Source organism: uncultured Spongiibacter sp. (genome assembly GCF_964011655.1).
GTDB lineage: Bacteria > Pseudomonadota > Gammaproteobacteria > Pseudomonadales > Spongiibacteraceae > Spongiibacter > Spongiibacter marinus.
In genome coordinates this window covers 62,403-77,756 of record NZ_CAXGPO010000001.1, presented here as the reverse complement: position 1 = coordinate 77,756, position 15,354 = coordinate 62,403, and the positions used below count along the sequence as shown (strand labels likewise).

The 15,354-nt window shown below is 55.9% G+C and carries 16 protein-coding genes; 10 read left to right on the top strand and 6 right to left on the bottom strand.

Going from position 1 to position 15,354, the window contains the following annotated elements; translation table 11 throughout:
• Window positions 1–7: 7 nt before the first annotated feature.
• From ABNS66_RS00375 to ABNS66_RS00350, 6 genes are read right to left on the bottom strand one after another with little or no spacing between them, the layout of a single operon-like run.
• Window positions 8–1,030 (bottom strand): hypothetical protein, encoded by a 1,023-nt coding sequence (locus ABNS66_RS00375; protein ID WP_286839784.1) that lies wholly within the window; start codon window positions 1,028–1,030, stop codon window positions 8–10.
• Between the two features lie 37 nt (window positions 1,031–1,067).
• Complete coding sequence (locus ABNS66_RS00370; RefSeq protein WP_286839786.1) at window positions 1,068–2,063, bottom strand: LPP20 family lipoprotein; 996 nt, start codon at window positions 2,061–2,063, stop codon at window positions 1,068–1,070.
• Window positions 2,060–2,653, bottom strand: a complete 594-nt coding sequence (locus tag ABNS66_RS00365; RefSeq protein WP_286839789.1) for a penicillin-binding protein activator LpoB — start codon at window positions 2,651–2,653, stop codon at window positions 2,060–2,062. The genes ABNS66_RS00370 and ABNS66_RS00365 overlap by 4 nt, the downstream gene beginning before the upstream one ends.
• Window positions 2,654–2,661: 8 nt before the next feature.
• A complete protein-coding gene (locus ABNS66_RS00360) occupies window positions 2,662–4,188 on the bottom strand; it encodes a hypothetical protein (protein WP_286839792.1) in 1,527 nt (508 codons plus the stop codon).
• A complete protein-coding gene (locus ABNS66_RS00355; RefSeq protein WP_204994715.1) occupies window positions 4,188–4,940 on the bottom strand; it encodes an ETEC_3214 domain-containing protein in 753 nt (250 codons plus the stop codon). The genes ABNS66_RS00360 and ABNS66_RS00355 overlap by 1 nt, the downstream gene beginning before the upstream one ends.
• Before the next feature lies 1 nt (window position 4,941).
• Window positions 4,942–6,201: a transglycosylase SLT domain-containing protein gene (locus ABNS66_RS00350; RefSeq protein WP_286839795.1), complete on the bottom strand. Its 1,260-nt coding sequence runs from the start codon at window positions 6,199–6,201 to the stop codon at window positions 4,942–4,944.
• A 167-nt stretch (window positions 6,202–6,368) separates the two neighbouring features.
• On the opposite strand from ABNS66_RS00350, the gene nrdR reads away from it, so the two are divergent.
• From nrdR to ABNS66_RS00300, 10 genes are all read left to right on the top strand, one after another.
• Entirely contained in the window at window positions 6,369–6,851 is a 483-nt protein-coding gene (gene nrdR, locus ABNS66_RS00345; protein WP_027873190.1) for a transcriptional regulator NrdR, read from the top strand.
• 6 nt (window positions 6,852–6,857) lie between these two features.
• The gene (ribD, locus tag ABNS66_RS00340) at window positions 6,858–7,997 is read left to right on the top strand and encodes a bifunctional diaminohydroxyphosphoribosylaminopyrimidine deaminase/5-amino-6-(5-phosphoribosylamino)uracil reductase RibD (RefSeq protein ID WP_286839797.1); all 1,140 of its coding nucleotides are present in this window, start codon (window positions 6,858–6,860) and stop codon (window positions 7,995–7,997) included.
• Window positions 7,998–8,002: 5 nt separating this feature from the next.
• A complete protein-coding gene (locus ABNS66_RS00335) occupies window positions 8,003–8,665 on the top strand; it encodes a riboflavin synthase (RefSeq protein ID WP_286839800.1) in 663 nt (220 codons plus the stop codon).
• A gap of 1 nt (window position 8,666) precedes the next feature.
• Complete coding sequence (ribBA, locus tag ABNS66_RS00330; protein WP_204994712.1) at window positions 8,667–9,791, top strand: bifunctional 3,4-dihydroxy-2-butanone-4-phosphate synthase/GTP cyclohydrolase II; 1,125 nt, start codon at window positions 8,667–8,669, stop codon at window positions 9,789–9,791.
• A 52-nt stretch (window positions 9,792–9,843) separates the two neighbouring features.
• On the top strand, window positions 9,844–10,305 hold the full coding sequence (ribE, locus tag ABNS66_RS00325) for a 6,7-dimethyl-8-ribityllumazine synthase (RefSeq protein WP_027873186.1): 462 nt from the start codon (window positions 9,844–9,846) through the stop codon (window positions 10,303–10,305).
• 70 nt (window positions 10,306–10,375) lie between these two features.
• Window positions 10,376–10,855 carry a transcription antitermination factor NusB gene (gene nusB / locus ABNS66_RS00320; protein ID WP_286695132.1) on the top strand — a complete coding sequence of 160 codons (480 nt, stop codon included), beginning with the start codon at window positions 10,376–10,378 and terminating at the stop codon, window positions 10,853–10,855.
• A gap of 5 nt (window positions 10,856–10,860) precedes the next feature.
• Complete coding sequence (thiL, locus tag ABNS66_RS00315; protein ID WP_286839803.1) at window positions 10,861–11,820, top strand: thiamine-phosphate kinase; 960 nt, start codon at window positions 10,861–10,863, stop codon at window positions 11,818–11,820.
• Window positions 11,821–11,826: 6 nt separating this feature from the next.
• A complete protein-coding gene (locus ABNS66_RS00310; RefSeq protein ID WP_286695130.1) occupies window positions 11,827–12,300 on the top strand; it encodes a phosphatidylglycerophosphatase A in 474 nt (157 codons plus the stop codon).
• A gap of 34 nt (window positions 12,301–12,334) precedes the next feature.
• Window positions 12,335–13,516 carry a formate-dependent phosphoribosylglycinamide formyltransferase gene (gene purT, locus ABNS66_RS00305; RefSeq protein WP_204994708.1) on the top strand — a complete coding sequence of 394 codons (1,182 nt, stop codon included), beginning with the start codon at window positions 12,335–12,337 and terminating at the stop codon, window positions 13,514–13,516.
• Between the two features lie 382 nt (window positions 13,517–13,898).
• Window positions 13,899–15,347, top strand: a complete 1,449-nt coding sequence (locus ABNS66_RS00300; RefSeq protein WP_286839807.1) for a TolC family protein — start codon at window positions 13,899–13,901, stop codon at window positions 15,345–15,347.
• Window positions 15,348–15,354: the final 7 nt, after the last annotated feature.

The following is a 15,354-nucleotide window of genomic DNA, read 5'->3' as shown; positions in this document are numbered from 1 at the left end:
TCCCCTCTTATAGCGTGAAGCTGCCGACCAGTGACACACCGAAAATACGGTCGTCGTTTAATGTAGAGCCCTCAACAAAGGCGTCGAACTGGCGTTGGGTGTAGTTGAAGCGCAGCTCCATTGGCAGCTTTACTCGTGTTTTGCTTAGGTCATAAACGGCATTGAGGGTATATGACTCGTACTCAATACTGTCTTCGATACCGAACTCGTCGCGAGTCAGCGATTTGCCGCCGTCTACATTTGCTTCCGCGTCGAAGGTGAAGTCGTAGCGCAGGCTGACATCCAGGTTTCCGAAGAAGCGCAGTGATCCGCCCAGATACAGGCCGGTAGCCTCAAACTCGCCCTTATAAATGGCTTCTATGGGTGTTGATACATCGCTGGAAACGGGCTTCTCATAGTCCACCGAGAACAGCCCCATCATAAAACTTTGGCCCGGTGAGGGTTCGTTGCTATAGCCGATCACCGCTTCTTTAAAAGTGGTGTTGACGTCAATTTTATCACCGGCGGTGAGCAGCTTGGCGTCGTTATCCTCTACGTAAAAATAATCACGTGTTGCTTGCACCGTAATCAAAAATGTTTGTACGTCGTAATTAATATCGATGCGGTGATTGGTCTTCTCGCCGCCGAAGAGCTGGAAGGGGTCGATGCTGAGGTCGGCAACGAAGCGTGTCCATCCTTCTTTTTCTGAATCCGAGGCCTGGGCGATTTCATCTTGTTCCGCGCTGTCGCCGGGTGTCATTTCGTAGCTCAGCTTGGGGCGCACTGCTGCCAGCCAGCTAACGTTTTGCATCCAGGTCGCCTGCTCGGGGAACCATTCGAACTGCAGAATATTGAGGCCGACGGTTTTCACATAGGCATCGCGGATCGTGTCCGCCTCTAGCTCCTGATATTTGTAACCGACAGATACGCCGCCAAAGTAGTTATAGCTAGCATCGTCGCCAAAGCTCGCTCGTTGATCTTGCTCTTGCGCCAGTGCGCCGCTTGATAGTATTGCGGCTGCCAGTGCAATTGCCGAGGCCTTTCTCGTCATCTCACTTACCCTCTATGTGGTGTTATCCGTCTTAGTTTTACTTTGGTGACGGTGATTTTAATGTGTTCCAAAATGTGTTCATGATATCGGCGGCGACAACTTTACTGAGCTTCTCCGCGGCCTTCTGGCAGGCAATTTCAGGGTCACCGGAAACCGCTTTTGCCGAGCGACTGGCGGCGCTCAAATGCTGTGTATTCGCGCTGAGTGTCGCATCAGTTTTTATCCGGCAAAAATGCGCGCCATTGCGCTCCATCGTCCTTCTCTGGCTGTTCATGGACAGCTGAAGCTTCGCTTGCGTAGCGCTTTCGCTGCCCTGTAGGCCTTTCGCGGCCAGTTCTGAGGCGATGTTCCGCGCCACTTTTTTGCTGTCTTCATCCTTTGGCGCTATGTGAATCAGCAAGTTGTCGAAAAATTTCAGTGCCCGCTCGGCGTCATTGTTGAGTGCGCTATCGTTAAACGGCTGTTTGCCGTCGAGTAGTCGATACTGGGACAGCAATGACTGAAAATTGAGCTGGCGTTCTAGCGCGCGGTAGTGGCCGCGCAGAGCAGTGGCTAGCGAAGTGCTGTCGATGGCTGGGGAGGTTTGCGCGAGCAGTGAACGAATTTCACTGGCGACGCGCTCCGCAGCCTTTGCCAAGTCCAGCTCGGCCAAACTGTATAAGCTTTGGTGCTCTGCCACCTCCCCAGTTTTGATGATGCGAATGTCGGAGAGGGCGACGTCGGGAACGCGGATGCGAATGTTGTTGTTAAACTCGCTGCGACTGCCGGATTCGTCGGAGATATTGTTTAGAGTTAGCTCTGATCCAATTTGCAGCTTAAGGCTGCTGGCGATTTCATTGCGAGCTGCGAGCTTGGCCGCCTCGCTGGCAGCTGCGTGACCAAGTGAGAGGTCGGCCGCGCCAACACCGAATACAAAACCCTTGCGCTGGGGTGGTTGGTTAACCCAGTCTGGCGCGGCGGCGAGCGCGGTATTGCAGGCAATAAGTAAACTGGCGACGGCGAGCTTGCTGGCGGCTACAAGTGGATGCTTCACAGGCCGAATCTCGCGCGTTTGCTGTATTTGTGGATCTGTTTCTGACCGTTCCAAACTTCGCGGTTGCTCTTAAGATCAATCAGTTTTAGGTCGACTTGGTAGGTGGTCGTGCGCTGTCCCTCAAGCTGGTCTACTAATGAGGTGATAACACCGCTCAGTGCATAGCCGGCGGCCGTCTCTTCGCCGAGTTCAACGGCGCTTTCCATGCTGGCAAACATTTCCTGGTCGAGCTTCTCGTCGCGCACACGCTCGCGCTCTGCGCCGGTCACCACAAACTCGGCTTTACCGCTGCGCAACAACTCACGCTTGATCGAGTTGATGAAGGTTTCCACTGCAATTTGCTCGTGGGATCGATTGCTGATGTGCTGAATCGCAATCACAGGTAGTGAACCGTCCGCCCTTGATTTCGCCCAGGGAAAACTCAGCATGTCGCTAATCAGCGCCTCGGCAACAAGTTGCGAGTCGGTGGCATTCCAGCGATCGGTTAATGCGGGTTGGCTGCCGTTTTCCATGCGTTTAACGTTGCTACTTCCACAGGCGCACAGCAGCGCTGAAAGAATAAAGGTAGTAAGAGAGCGAAAGGTCATCATGATTTGACTCAGTAGTGATCAATGCTGATTAGGCGCTTGTCAGCGGGAACCGTCAGCGAGTTAGCGCGGTCGCCGCGCGTGATAGTAAGTTGGCGGCCCGCTAAATCTGCTGGAAGTGGCGTGATGCGTATCTTGGCTGGCAGAAGCTGCCACTGGCGTAAATCGGCGCCCGCGGTGAACGTGGCCAGCGCACCGCCGAGCGAAAACGGTAACTTAATGCCGCCGGTCATCGATTTATAGCCCGCGGATTTACTGACTTCGCGCAGCAGTGCTTCCTCGAAGCGGCGTTTCAGTGTGAGGGTCTGGTAGCGTTGGAGATCGCCAGCGATATCGGCCAGTTCAACGCTTTGCAGTAACGCGCCGTTTTCACCAATGACTTTAGCGGCGCGGTGAGGCTGTGGCTCCGAGAAATAGTCGAGAAACAGACGGATCCCGCCGCCGATTGTGTCGGTAAGGCCGAGACTTTCCAGTGCGCTCCAGTTGTCGCCGAGCTCGACGACAATGGCATCTTTGTAGGGGCTGCTGTACAGCAGTGACAGTCCAGCAAATTGCTGCTTTTGCTGGCGTTTTTCTGCATCTGTGCCGCGAATCATTGGCCGTAGGATCAGCCGCTGTTGAATGCTGTCGGCGGTGAGTAGCATTTCCAGAGGGGCTTTCGTCGGAAGTGTGCCGAGATGTTCAATCAGCCAGCTATTGGTTGTTGGCGCGCCGTCTTGCGCCAGTGCGGCAAAGGCAGACTCTTGTATGGCTTGATCGCTTGCGCCGAGTTGTTGCATACAGCGCAGACCGCCCTCTTCAGCGAGTACTTTTACATTGCTGTGCGGCGGCGAAAGGTCGCCCTCTGGCAGCGCATCCAGGGCGCGTTGGTAGCTGATTCTGGCGCTGTCCAGGTCTTGATTGATTTCAAAGACGATGCCAGAAACGACATACAGCCAGGGGCTTTGTACATCGACAATACCCTGGCTTAACTCGGTGTTCGTGCGTTCGGCGAACAGTGATACCACCATTTGTGCCAGGTCGCGGTTTTTGTCGCTGTCTAAGCCCATGTCCTGGAGAAAGCGCGCTTCGCCTTGCAGTACATCGAGGCGACGCATTTCTACCGCTGCGGCTTCCCTTTGCTGCAAGGGCAGTCGGTCTGCGTCGGTGGCGAAATGGTTGAGCGCCTTCAGGTAGCTGATAAAGCCAACTTCAAGTGAATTGGGTCGATAGGGCAGGGCGCCGGGTTTGCGCAAGCTCGCGCTGCCAAACTCGCTTAGCCGTTGAGTGTAAAGTTCTTCGCTGCGTTGATAGGCGCGCTCAAGGGCTTGGTTACTTCCCCGGTAATCGCCTTCATGTCGCCGCAGGCTGGCGTGGGTGAATAGCGACACGAGGTCTTGGTCATCGTAGGCGATGTCCTTACTTGACGGCAGTGTCGGTGAAGAAAGCCCGGAGGCGATCGCAGTATTCTGCGGCTGGGTGTTGCCACTCAAGCAGGCCGCCAGGGTGAGTGGCAGTACGCCTGCGAGGCTTCGTTTCCAGTTTATTCCGTTAGTCATTAGTCGAAGAACCTCAGCTCGGCACTGGTAAGTAACCCGCGCTGAAGTTGCTCAATGCTCAGCTCGCCATAGCCAAAGGCATTGGGGCGTATATGCTCGCGGGCGGCTGTTAATTTGCCTGCGCTGTTTTCGCCGAGCATTTCTGCATCGTAGAGCGCGCCGAGCTGCGGCGATGGGCTGGGGCCAAACTGCGCTGCATAATTTACCCAGCCTAAATAGCTGTTCGTGAGATAGCCGCCGCCGAAGTTAACTTCTTTGCTTTCCAGAAAGTAGGCGATGTTGCGCGAGTGCTCAAAGGCAACGCGGTCGGTATTCTGGCGAAGTTGGAATAATGAGCTGTCGCCCAGCGACTGTTCGTTCATGCCCTGCATGTCCGGCTGGAAATGGTCTTCGCGGGCAAAAATTAAATACGCGCTCACGCGCTCGCCCTGCGTGTACAGAGAAATAAGGTATTTCTCATCAATGTAGTAGCGCACTTGCAGGCCGCCCTCAAGTTCCTTCAGGAGCTGCGGCTCGCCAATATAATCTTGCACATAGGCCAGGTTTAACCCTGCGCGCACGTGCCGGGTGCGGTCGTATTCCACTTGGTTGCTGAACTTGCTGGAAATTGACTCATACACGTTTTTCATCAGCTCTATCGAGTCGGTAAAGTTGCCGAGACCGACAAACAGCAAGACCAACGACACTAACCACGTGGGTAGCCGGTTAGTGATAGCGCTAATTTTTTGATTGTGAAGTTCGACTTTATCCACGTTACAAGCTCATAAACTGTTTTTCGGCGGCGGTCACTTTTTTGATGTACTTGCGCGTTTCTTCGTAGGGCAGCTTGGTGCGCAAGGTGTTATAGACCTCGTCGGGCGACATCTCATTGATGATTTTCGACGCTCTGGAAATGTTGAGTTTGCCGGTAAATGCCTTGGCGACGTTGCCTGCCCCAGTATTGTAGGCGGCAATCGTGCAGTATTTTCGGCTCAGCGGGTCGGTAATTTTACGTAGGTAGCGCTTATCCAAAATATTGAGATAACCGATGCCGACCTCGATGTTTTTGTCGGCGGTAAACAGATAGTCGGGGGAAAGTAAGCGCTCTTTGCCGAAGTGCAGTTTCGTCACGTCACGGCCAGCACTGCCCGGTACCACTTGCATTAATCCGTAGGCCGGGATCGGCGACACCGCGACCGGGTTAAAGCTGCTTTCGGTATACATGATGGCAAAGGCCAGTGAGCGGGGAATGTCCATTTCTGCCGCAAAGCGGGTGACTGCATCGCTGTATTTCCGGGCGCGGCGCACCGGCCAGCTCTCGGAAAGGTCGATCACCGCGACGGTGGCTTTGGTTTCCTTGGGTGCGGGTACGGGTGCGGGCGCTGTACTATTGCGCTTAGGTTTGCTTGGTGCGGTTGCCTTCTTTTTGGCGGGTGCCGGCTTAATCTCAACAACATCGATCTTGGCTTTTTTCGCCAATGCTACGGCGGCTTTGGGGGCGGTTTTTTGTCCGCTGAGCTCTTTGAGCTCCGCTACCACGGGCACAGGTGGCAGTTTCGGTGCTGAAGCCGCTTCCTGCATGCGTGCCACAATGGGGTATTCCTGGTTCGCCTGGTCGCTGCGCGTCTCCAGCGCGGCTTGTAACTGCTGGTTGACGATGCGCTGCATCTCCTCAGGGGCCGGTGTGCCCAGCACGGAGATGCGAATTTGATTCTTTTCAAAGTCGACGGTGCGTTTAATACGGCGATTCTTTGCGTACTCCACCCATTTGCTGCGGTCGCTGCTCTCGGTTTCATTGCCCCAGTAGCGCTCTAAATCAGCGATAAACGCGTCGTGCTCAGCGCGAATTTCGCTGACGAAGCTATCCCATTCCTGTGTCTGAGCGGCCTCGAACTCGGCAAACTCTGCGCTCAAGGATCCGGCGAAGTCGCCGAATTCAGTGTCGTCAAAGGCACTGTTTTGGGCAAAGGAGGTCGTGGCGGCCAGGCTCAGCAGGCACAGGCCGAGGAGGTGATTACGGTTTGTTTTTGACACGCGGGATCCCTGCGTTATTTATATTTATGCTACAAATATCCGATTTTAGCGTTGCCGCCCGGTATCGCAAGCCCTAATCGCCAGCATAACGCGGTTGGTTTTTGTGCTTGTACTGTCACTGAAGTAGCGGAGCTGCTAGAATTCTGCGTTTTTGGAGGGCCATTTTTGTGCGCTGCCCATTTTGCAGTTTCGACGATACCAAAGTGATTGATTCTCGCCTGGTGGCTGAGGGTGGTCAGGTGCGTCGGCGGCGCGAGTGCCTTTCATGCAGCGAGCGCTTTACGACCTACGAGAGCGCTGAGCTGTTAATGCCAAAAGTGATCAAGACGGACGGCTCCCGCGAACCTTTCGACGAGGAGAAACTGCGCTCTGGTATTCTCAAAGCGCTGGAGAAGCGTCCGGTCAGTGTTGAGAGCATTGAAGCGGAGATCAGCGATCTCAAGCGGCGGCTGCAAGCCACCGGTGAGCGTGAGGTGCACAGTCGCGACGTTGGTGAGCAGGTGATGGAGGCGCTGAAAGCGCTGGATCACGTTGCCTATGTGCGCTTTGCCAGCGTGTACCGCAGCTTTCAGGATCTTGATGAATTTCGAGCCGAAATCGACCGTTTGTCCGCCGAGCCTGGCGGCGTCGACCTCAATAAGTTGAAGTAAGTCCCGATGACCTCCCTCAGCGACCGACAAGCGATGGCGCGTGCCCTGCAGTTGGCGGATCGCGGTCGTTATTCAACGAGCCCGAACCCGCGAGTGGGGTGCGTGGTGACCCGTTCGGGGCAGCTGGTGGCCGAGGGTTGGCACCAGCGCGCCGGAGAAGGGCACGCGGAGGTGAATGCGCTGGCCCAGCTCGACGACGCGACAGGTTGCACGGCGTATGTCACGCTCGAGCCATGCAGCCATTTTGGCCGTACACCGCCCTGCGCTCAGGCGCTGATAAACGCCGGTGTCACGCGGGTGGTGATCGCAACCGGTGACCCCAATCCGTTGGTGGCTGGGCGGGGTGTTGCGATGCTGCGCGAGGCAAATATCGACGTAGAATGTGGGCTGCTGGAAGAGGAAGCCCGTGCATTAAACCGGGGTTTCATTCGCCGCATTGCGGGAGGGCGACCCTGGGTGACGGCCAAGTCGGCCATGAGCCTCGATGGTCGAACGGCGATGGCCAATGGGCAAAGCCAGTGGATTACCGGTCCAGAGGCGCGTGCTGATGTTCAGCGACTGCGCGCGCAAAGCTGCGCCATTGTCAGTGGCGTGGACACGGTTATCGACGATGACGCCGCGCTCACCGTGCGGCCGGACAGTTTTCGCTCGCCGTTGGCCGGTTATCAAGGTGGAGTATGGCGGCAGCCGCTGCGAGTCATCGTGGACTCGCAGCTGCGCACCCCGCCGGGTGCCAAGCTGTTTTCAGGTGGGGGCGCTGTCCTTATTGCAACGGTAAGCGATCACGGCGCGAAGGCCGCGGCGCTGCAAGCTGCTGGTGCAGAGATACAGCGCCTGTCCGCGGACGGCGGCGGCCGGGTATGCCTGGAGTCGCTGCTGCAACACCTTGCTGAGAGGGCCTGCAACGAGGTGATGCTGGAAGCCGGCGCAACGCTGACCGGCGCATTTTTGCAGGCAGGTTTGATTGATGATTGGTTTGTGTACGTGGCGCCTTGCATGCTGGGTAGCGAGGCTCGGGGTTTGGCGGCCTTGCCGCTTCAGAATATGGCCGACAAACAGCGCATAGAAATTATTGACGGCCGCGCTATCGGGGGTGACTGGCGTTGGCACTGTCGACCAAAGGTGGTTGATGCAGAGGTTGAGTAAAACTGATGTTTACCGGGATTATTGAAGCGGTTGGCGAAATTGCCGCAATGCAACCTCGCAATGGCGACCTGCGAGTGTATATTCGTACCGGCTCGCTGCCCCTGGCCGAGGTTAAGCTTGGAGACAGCATTGCCACAAGCGGTGTTTGTTTAACCGTGGTAGAACTCCCCGGCGATGGTTTTTGGGCAGATGTGTCCCGGGAAACGCTGGCCCATAGCAATTTTGCCCAGGCCAGTGTTGGCGCTGCGGTCAATCTTGAGCGCGCGATGCTCGCGAGCAGCCGCTTTGATGGGCATATCGTTAGTGGTCACGTCGACGGCGTAGGGCAAATAGTGGAAATGAAAAAGGATGCGCGCTCAATCAGTGTGCGCATTCAAGCGCCGGACGAACTAGCCCGATATATCGCCCACAAAGGGTCGATTTGTGTCGATGGCGTAAGCTTAACGGTAAACCGTGTCGACGGGGCGACCTTTGATTTGAATATTGTGCCCCATACCGCGGCCGAAACGATTATTGCGCAGTATGCCGTTGGGGGCAGGGTTAATCTGGAAGTAGACGTTATTGCACGGTATTTGGAGCGCCTGCTCAACACGGCGGCTGATCACGGCAATAGCGGCGGAATTACAATGGCCACGCTGGCCGAAAATGGTTTTATGAAGGCGAAATGATATGGCATTTAGCACAGTAGAAGAGCTGATTCAGGACATCCGTCTCGGCAAGATGGTGATCTTGATGGATGACGAGGATCGCGAGAATGAAGGCGATCTGGTGATGGCTGCTGAGTGTGTGCGGCCGCAGGATATCAACTTTATGGCGACCCACGGGCGCGGCTTGATTTGCATGCCAATGACGCGCGAGCGCTGCGAGCAGCTTGCGCTGCCGCTGATGGTAGACCGCAATGCCTCTGGCTTTGGTACTAAATTTACGCTGTCTATTGAAGCGCGCGAGGGCGTGACGACGGGCATTTCCGCCGCTGATCGCGCGCACACGGTGCGTACCGCCGCGGCCCGCAATGCCGTGGCGGAAGACATTGTTCAGCCAGGCCATATTTTCCCGCTAATGGCTGAACCCGGCGGCGTGTTGAGCCGCGCAGGGCACACTGAGGCGGCCTGTGATTTGTCTAAGCTTGCCGGTTTTGAGCCCACCGGTGTGATCTGCGAAATTATGAACGAGGACGGCACGATGGCGCGCCGCGAAGACCTCGAGACCTTCGCCGCCGAGCACGACCTTAAGATGGGCACGATTGCTGACCTCATCCATTATCAGGTGCTTAATGAGCAGACCGTCGAAAAGCTGAGCAGCGGCACCATCAATACCGACTTCGGTGAGTTTATTCTGCACGCCTACCGCGATTCAGTGGCTGGTGAGGTGCATTTTGCCCTGCAAAAAGGCGACATCGACGCCGAGCAGCCTACCTTGGCCCGTGTTCATTTGGGCTCTACGGTTCGCGATTTATTGCAGGCGCAGCCTCCCGGCTCGACGACCGGCTGGAATATGCACCGCAGTTTGTCGGTATTGGCGGAGCAGGGCGGCGTATTGGTATTGTTGGCGAATCGCGAGCAGGGCCAGGATATTCTTGCCGAACTGGATATTGCGCGCGGTGTGAAGTCGCCCCAGCAGGGAGATAGTGCGCAGTACCAAAATACCTACTTTAATATCGGCTTGGGCTCGCAGATATTGCGCGATGTTGGTGTCGGCAAGTTGCGCCTGATGGGCGCGCCAGTGAAGTACAACGCTATTTCAGGCTTCGACCTGGAAGTCGTTGAATTTGTCAGCCCCGAGGATTTTGCCTGAGCGCTGTTGAGGCGTCGGCGCTAGGCTTATTGAATACATTTAAGGAACGATTATGAAAACAATCGAAGGTACATTTACAGGTGTGGCGGGCTCTTTCGCCATTGTAGTGGGTCGCTGGAACAGCTTTGTTGTGGAAAGCCTGCTGGAAGGCGCTTGCGATGCACTGCGTCGTCACGGTGTTAGCGAAGACGATATCACGATCATTCGTGCGCCGGGTGCGTTTGAAATTCCCCTGGTTTGCCAAAAAGTGGCCGCCACTGAAAAGTACGATGCCATCATCGCACTCGGTGCAGTCATTCGCGGCGGCACCCCGCATTTTGAATACGTGGCAGGTGAGTGCACTAAGGGCTTGGCGCAGGTGTCAATGCAGTACAATGTGCCCGTATCCTTTGGTGTTTTGACCGTCGATACCATCGAGCAAGCCATTGAGCGCGCGGGCACTAAAGCCGGCAATAAAGGTGAAGAGGCTGCGATGTCGGCCATCGAAATGGTCAACCTGCTCAAGCAGATTTAAACGCGGTTAACGAGCGGTAATACGGTGCGGCAGCTCGTTCGCACCGGTTCTTTATAGTTGGAGTAACATTGTGGCCAATCGCCCCGAGCAACACGCCAAAAATCAGCTGGCGGCCTCCCGTCGCAAAGCGCGACACTACGCTTTGCAGGCACTTTATCAGTGGCAAATGGCCTCTCAGCCTCTAAACGTTATTGAGGCGCAGTTCCAGACTGACTACGACATGAAGAATGTCGACAAGGCCTTCTTCCATGAGCTGCTGCACAACATTCCGGCTAAACTGAGTGAACTGCAGGCGGCCTTTGAGCCCCACCTCGATCGCCAGCTTGATGACCTGGACCCCATCGAACTCTGCCTGTTGTACATGGGTTGCTACGAGTTGCTGTGCCGTATCGACGTGCCCTACAAGGTGGCGATCAACGAAACGGTAAACCTCGCTAAGCGCTTCGGTGCGACGGATGGGTATCGCTACATTAATGGTGTGTTAGATCAAGTCGCGGCGAGTGCACGTGAGCTGGAAGTTGGCGCTGAGAAAAAACGGCGCGACGGCTGAGTGAGATGACAACGCCGAATCGCCCCGGTGAATTCGCGCTGATTGAGCGCTTTTTTAAGCCCCTGTCACGGACGACACCGTTTGTTCGTCATGGCATCGGCGATGACTGTGCGGTGCTCTCACCGGCGGCAGATGAAGAACTGGTGTTGTCGGTGGACACCTTGGTCGAGGGGGTGCATTTTCCTCGCCACTACGCGCCGGCGAAGCTGGCGGTGCGCTCCCTGGCGGTGTGCATCAGTGATTTGGCGGCGGCAGGTGCCCGCCCTGAGGCTTTTACGCTTGCACTGACTGCACCGGAGCTTAACGAGAGTTGGCTGCAAGAGTTTAGCCGCGTTTTGGCCGCCGAGGCCGAGCGCTATGGCGTTTCCTTGGTGGGTGGTGATACCACTCGCGGCCCGCTCTGCCTTAGCCTGCAAGTCATGGGCAGCGTGCCCAGGGGGCAGGCACTGTTGCGCAATGGCGCGCAGCCCGGAGACCTTGTTTATGTTTCCGGTGAGCTGGGCGGCGCGAGAGCCGCCTTGGATTATCTTGAAACTCTCTCGCCAACAGAGGCTCAGCGAGGCTACCTTCAGCGCTACCATTCCCCATTGCCGCGTTTGGCCTTAGGCCAGGCACTGCGCGGCGTAGCCAATGCGGCAGTCGATATCTCCGATGGCTTAGTGGCCGATCTTGGTCACATTCTGCGAGCAAGCGGCGTGGGCGCCACCATTTATACCGAGAGGCTGCCCGTGGCGATGGGGTTGCGCGATGTTGCGCAAGGCGTCGACTATGCCCTGTCCGGCGGTGATGATTACGAACTTTGTTTTACTGTTCCTGGGGAATATCAGGCCCACCTCCGCGCACTGGAAAAAACCTTAGCATTGCCATTGCACTGCATCGGGGAAGTTATCGATGGCGCCGGGCTCAAGTGCCTGGATGCCGAGGGCGTTGTCTATGAGACCGCTGCGGGATACCAACATTTTTGAGGCGTTATGAAAAAGATACCGATTAGCTATTTGCGCCATCCAACACACTTACTGTCGTTAGGGTTCGGCAGCGGCTTGTCGCCCAAGGCCCCGGGCACGTTTGGCTCGCTAGCTGCGTTGCCGCTTTGGTATTTGCTGCAGTACCTGCCGCCCAGTAGCTACATTTTAGTGGTGGTCGCGGCCTTTGTGTTAGGCATTTACCTTTGCGGTGAAACGGCGCGGGCCCTGGGCGTGCACGACCACGGCGGCATCGTCTGGGATGAGTTTGTCGGCCTCTGGATCGCACTGTTTTTGCTGCCTCAGGGTTGGTATTGGGTTGTGGCCGGCTTCGCATTATTTCGCCTGTTTGATATCTGGAAACCGTGGCCGATTCGTGTGCTTGACGCAAAAGTACACGGTGGTTTGGGTATTATGGTCGACGATGTATTGGCAGGCTTTTATGCCTTTGTCGTGTTGCAGTTGGCGTTTCTTTTATTGTGATCAGTACACGTGTTGGTAGTGAGGGTAGCTAGGTATGGTTTCCATCGGTACGCCGTTTAGTAGCAGTGCTTGCAAGGTTCTGTTGTGTGGCTCAGGCGAGTTGGGCAAAGAGGTCGCCATTGAGCTGCAGCGCCTGGGGGTTGAGGTTATCGCCTGTGACCGCTACGAAAATGCGCCGGCCATGCAAGTGGCTGATCGAAGTTACTGTTTTTCAATGCTTGATGGCGACGAGCTTCGCAGGGTTATCGAACTGGAGAAGCCCGACTACGTTGTGCCAGAAATCGAAGCGATAGCGACCGATGTGCTGGTAGAGCTTGAACGCGAGGGCGTTAATGTGGTGCCCAGCGCACGAGCGGCGCAACTCACCATGAATCGCGAAGGAATACGTCGCCTAGCGGCGGAAACCCTGGATATTGCAACCTCCCCGTATCGCTTTGCTGATAACTATGATGACTTTTGTGTCGCGGTTGAGGCGATTGGTTTTCCCTGCGTGATTAAGCCCATTATGAGCTCATCCGGCAAAGGGCAGAGCCTGCTGCGCAGTGCATCAGAGCTTTCAAAGGCCTGGGACTATGCCCAGCAGGGTGGCCGCGCAGGGGCGGGGCGGGTGATCGTTGAAGGCTTTGTCGACTTCGATTACGAAATTACCCTGCTCACTGTCAGGCACCGCGATGGCTGCAGCTTCTGTGCGCCTATTGGTCATCGCCAGGAAGCTGGTGATTATCGAGAGTCCTGGCAGCCTCAGGCGATGTCTGAGGCGGCGTTGGCGGCGTCGAAGTCTATTGCAGAATCCGTCACCGCCGCGCTCGGCGGTTGGGGACTGTTTGGTGTAGAGCTGTTTATAAAAGGCGATCAGGTGTGGTTCAGTGAGGTGTCCCCGCGCCCCCATGACACGGGCCTTGTCACACTGATTTCGCAGGATTTGTCAGAGTTTGCTCTGCACGCTCGCGCGATTCTCGGCTTGCCTATCCCCAACATTGCTAACCATGGGCCGTCGGCCTCTGCGGTGATTTTGGTCGATGGCGTTTCCAACGCGACGCGGTTTGACAACCTCCATAAAGCCTTGGCAGAAAGTGATACCCAGCTGAGGCTCTTCGGCAAACCAGAGGTGAATGGCCAGCGAAGAATGGGGGTTGCCCTGGCACGCGGCGTGGATGTAAACGACGCCAAGGCGAAAGCCATTGCTGCGAGTGAGGCAGTGAAAATAAATTTGTAATACTCGCCATCTAGGCTTGCCAGCAGAAATTGGCTGTGTATATATTATGGCAATGCGCTAATTTGCACGGATGTGCAGTTGATTGCGCGGTGTAAAGCGGTCTGCTAGTATCGCGGATCGTTTTTTGGGGTGGTTATAAAACAACCACCTTGTATAAAACGGAAGATTCGTGCCGATCCCCCAGGCTGGGGCGCTGACGAGGATGTCGGTGGGTGCGAAGGTGCACAGGGATAGTGTGCAATACGTGAGAATCCACTCGTGATTTTCGCTGTCTATACCTCCCTGTGTCACCAACCCATGGAATGGTTAAGTTGGTGGTATGCCCCAGATAACAACAAATCGATTATTATTTCCCCGGCCTGTCGCCGCTATCCGTAAGGGGATGATACTCCTCAGCAGCGTGGCAGCCGTGGTGATGGCTGGTTGCTCGACGACCTCCGATTCATCGGCGAAGATGCCGGCGAAAAGTCAGAGAGGCGTGCTCTATTCAGAAGTCATGCTGCGCTCAATGGCCCCGCCGTCGCGTGACCAGGAGGCGGTTCTCAATTCCTATGCCTTAGCGCCCATGGCACCCAACGGCGAGATGAGCGTTGGTGTTCAACTGTATTCCGAAGACGCTGATAAGCCCGATGCGCTCAGCCTGGGTCAGGTGTTAGCCAGCGTGTGGAGTGAGCACCCAAATGTTGTGCGGGCGCTGGCTGAGGTTGAGGCTACGGGCTTTGAAATTTCGGGGGCGCGCAGCGGCTTTTACCCCTATATGTCGGTCACGGCTCGCCAGGCGAGTAACGATGCCTCTGCCACAACGGTCAATATTATTCAGCCGTTGTGGATGGGCGGGCGCACCTCTGCAGAGCTAAAAGAGGCCGAAGCGGGGCAATATCGCGCTTTGGCCGAACTGAATCAAACGCGCCTGGACTTGGCGTTAGACACCAGCGAGGCCTATCTGAATGTTGTGCTGGCGAAAGAGCAGGGGCAGCTGTGGGCGCGTTATATCAATAATCTTCAGGCCTTGCTCGATACGATTAGTCGTCGTGCATCGTTAGGGGTGTCTCCGGAGGCTGATATTCAAACCGCCCAGACTCGGCTGAGTCAGGCGCGGGCTGGTTTACAGGCCAGTAAATCGGTATTGCTGCGCAGTCGCCTTCACTTGGAGTCTTTGTTGCATCGTTCTGTGCGAGAGGTGCGCTGGCCCGCTGAGCGTTACCGTTTGTCCCATGAAGAGATGTTCAAAATACTTGATGCTCGAGCAATCAAGTACCACCCCGCGCCACAACTCGCAGGCGCCGAAATTGCGCTGCAAAAAGCGCGGGTAAAGGTGGCTAAGTCGGCGGTTTATCCGCAGTTGAGCTTGCAGTACAGCACGCAGCTCGATCAATCTGCTGGGGATTTCACGCCGGACTCGTCAACGCAATTGGTGCTGCAGTTTTCTAGCGACAGCGGCCTTAAGGGGTATAACAGTTACCGGGCAATTCTTCAGCGTTTGCACGGCGCAGAGCAAGACTTGGTCTATTCCAAACGTGATGTCACCGACATCGTCAGCAGCGCGTATTCCGAACGCAATGCCTCGCAAGAGCAGTTTTACGCGCAAGTGGAAGCGGCGCGCGCGGCAGTGAACTTAGTCGATAGCTTTTTAAGGCAGTTTAAAGTGGGCAGAAAGGCGTGGTTAGAAGTATTGAACGCTCACCGCGAGGCGCACGAAGCCTTGCTGCAAATTTCCGCAATTAAAAAGAGCTATTGGTCGGCGAATACGCGTTTGGCCCTTCACGGAATGATGTGGTCTCGATTAGATGCCGGAGCACCGGCTATTGAATTAGCGCTCCAGGAGCAGTAGGTCAAAG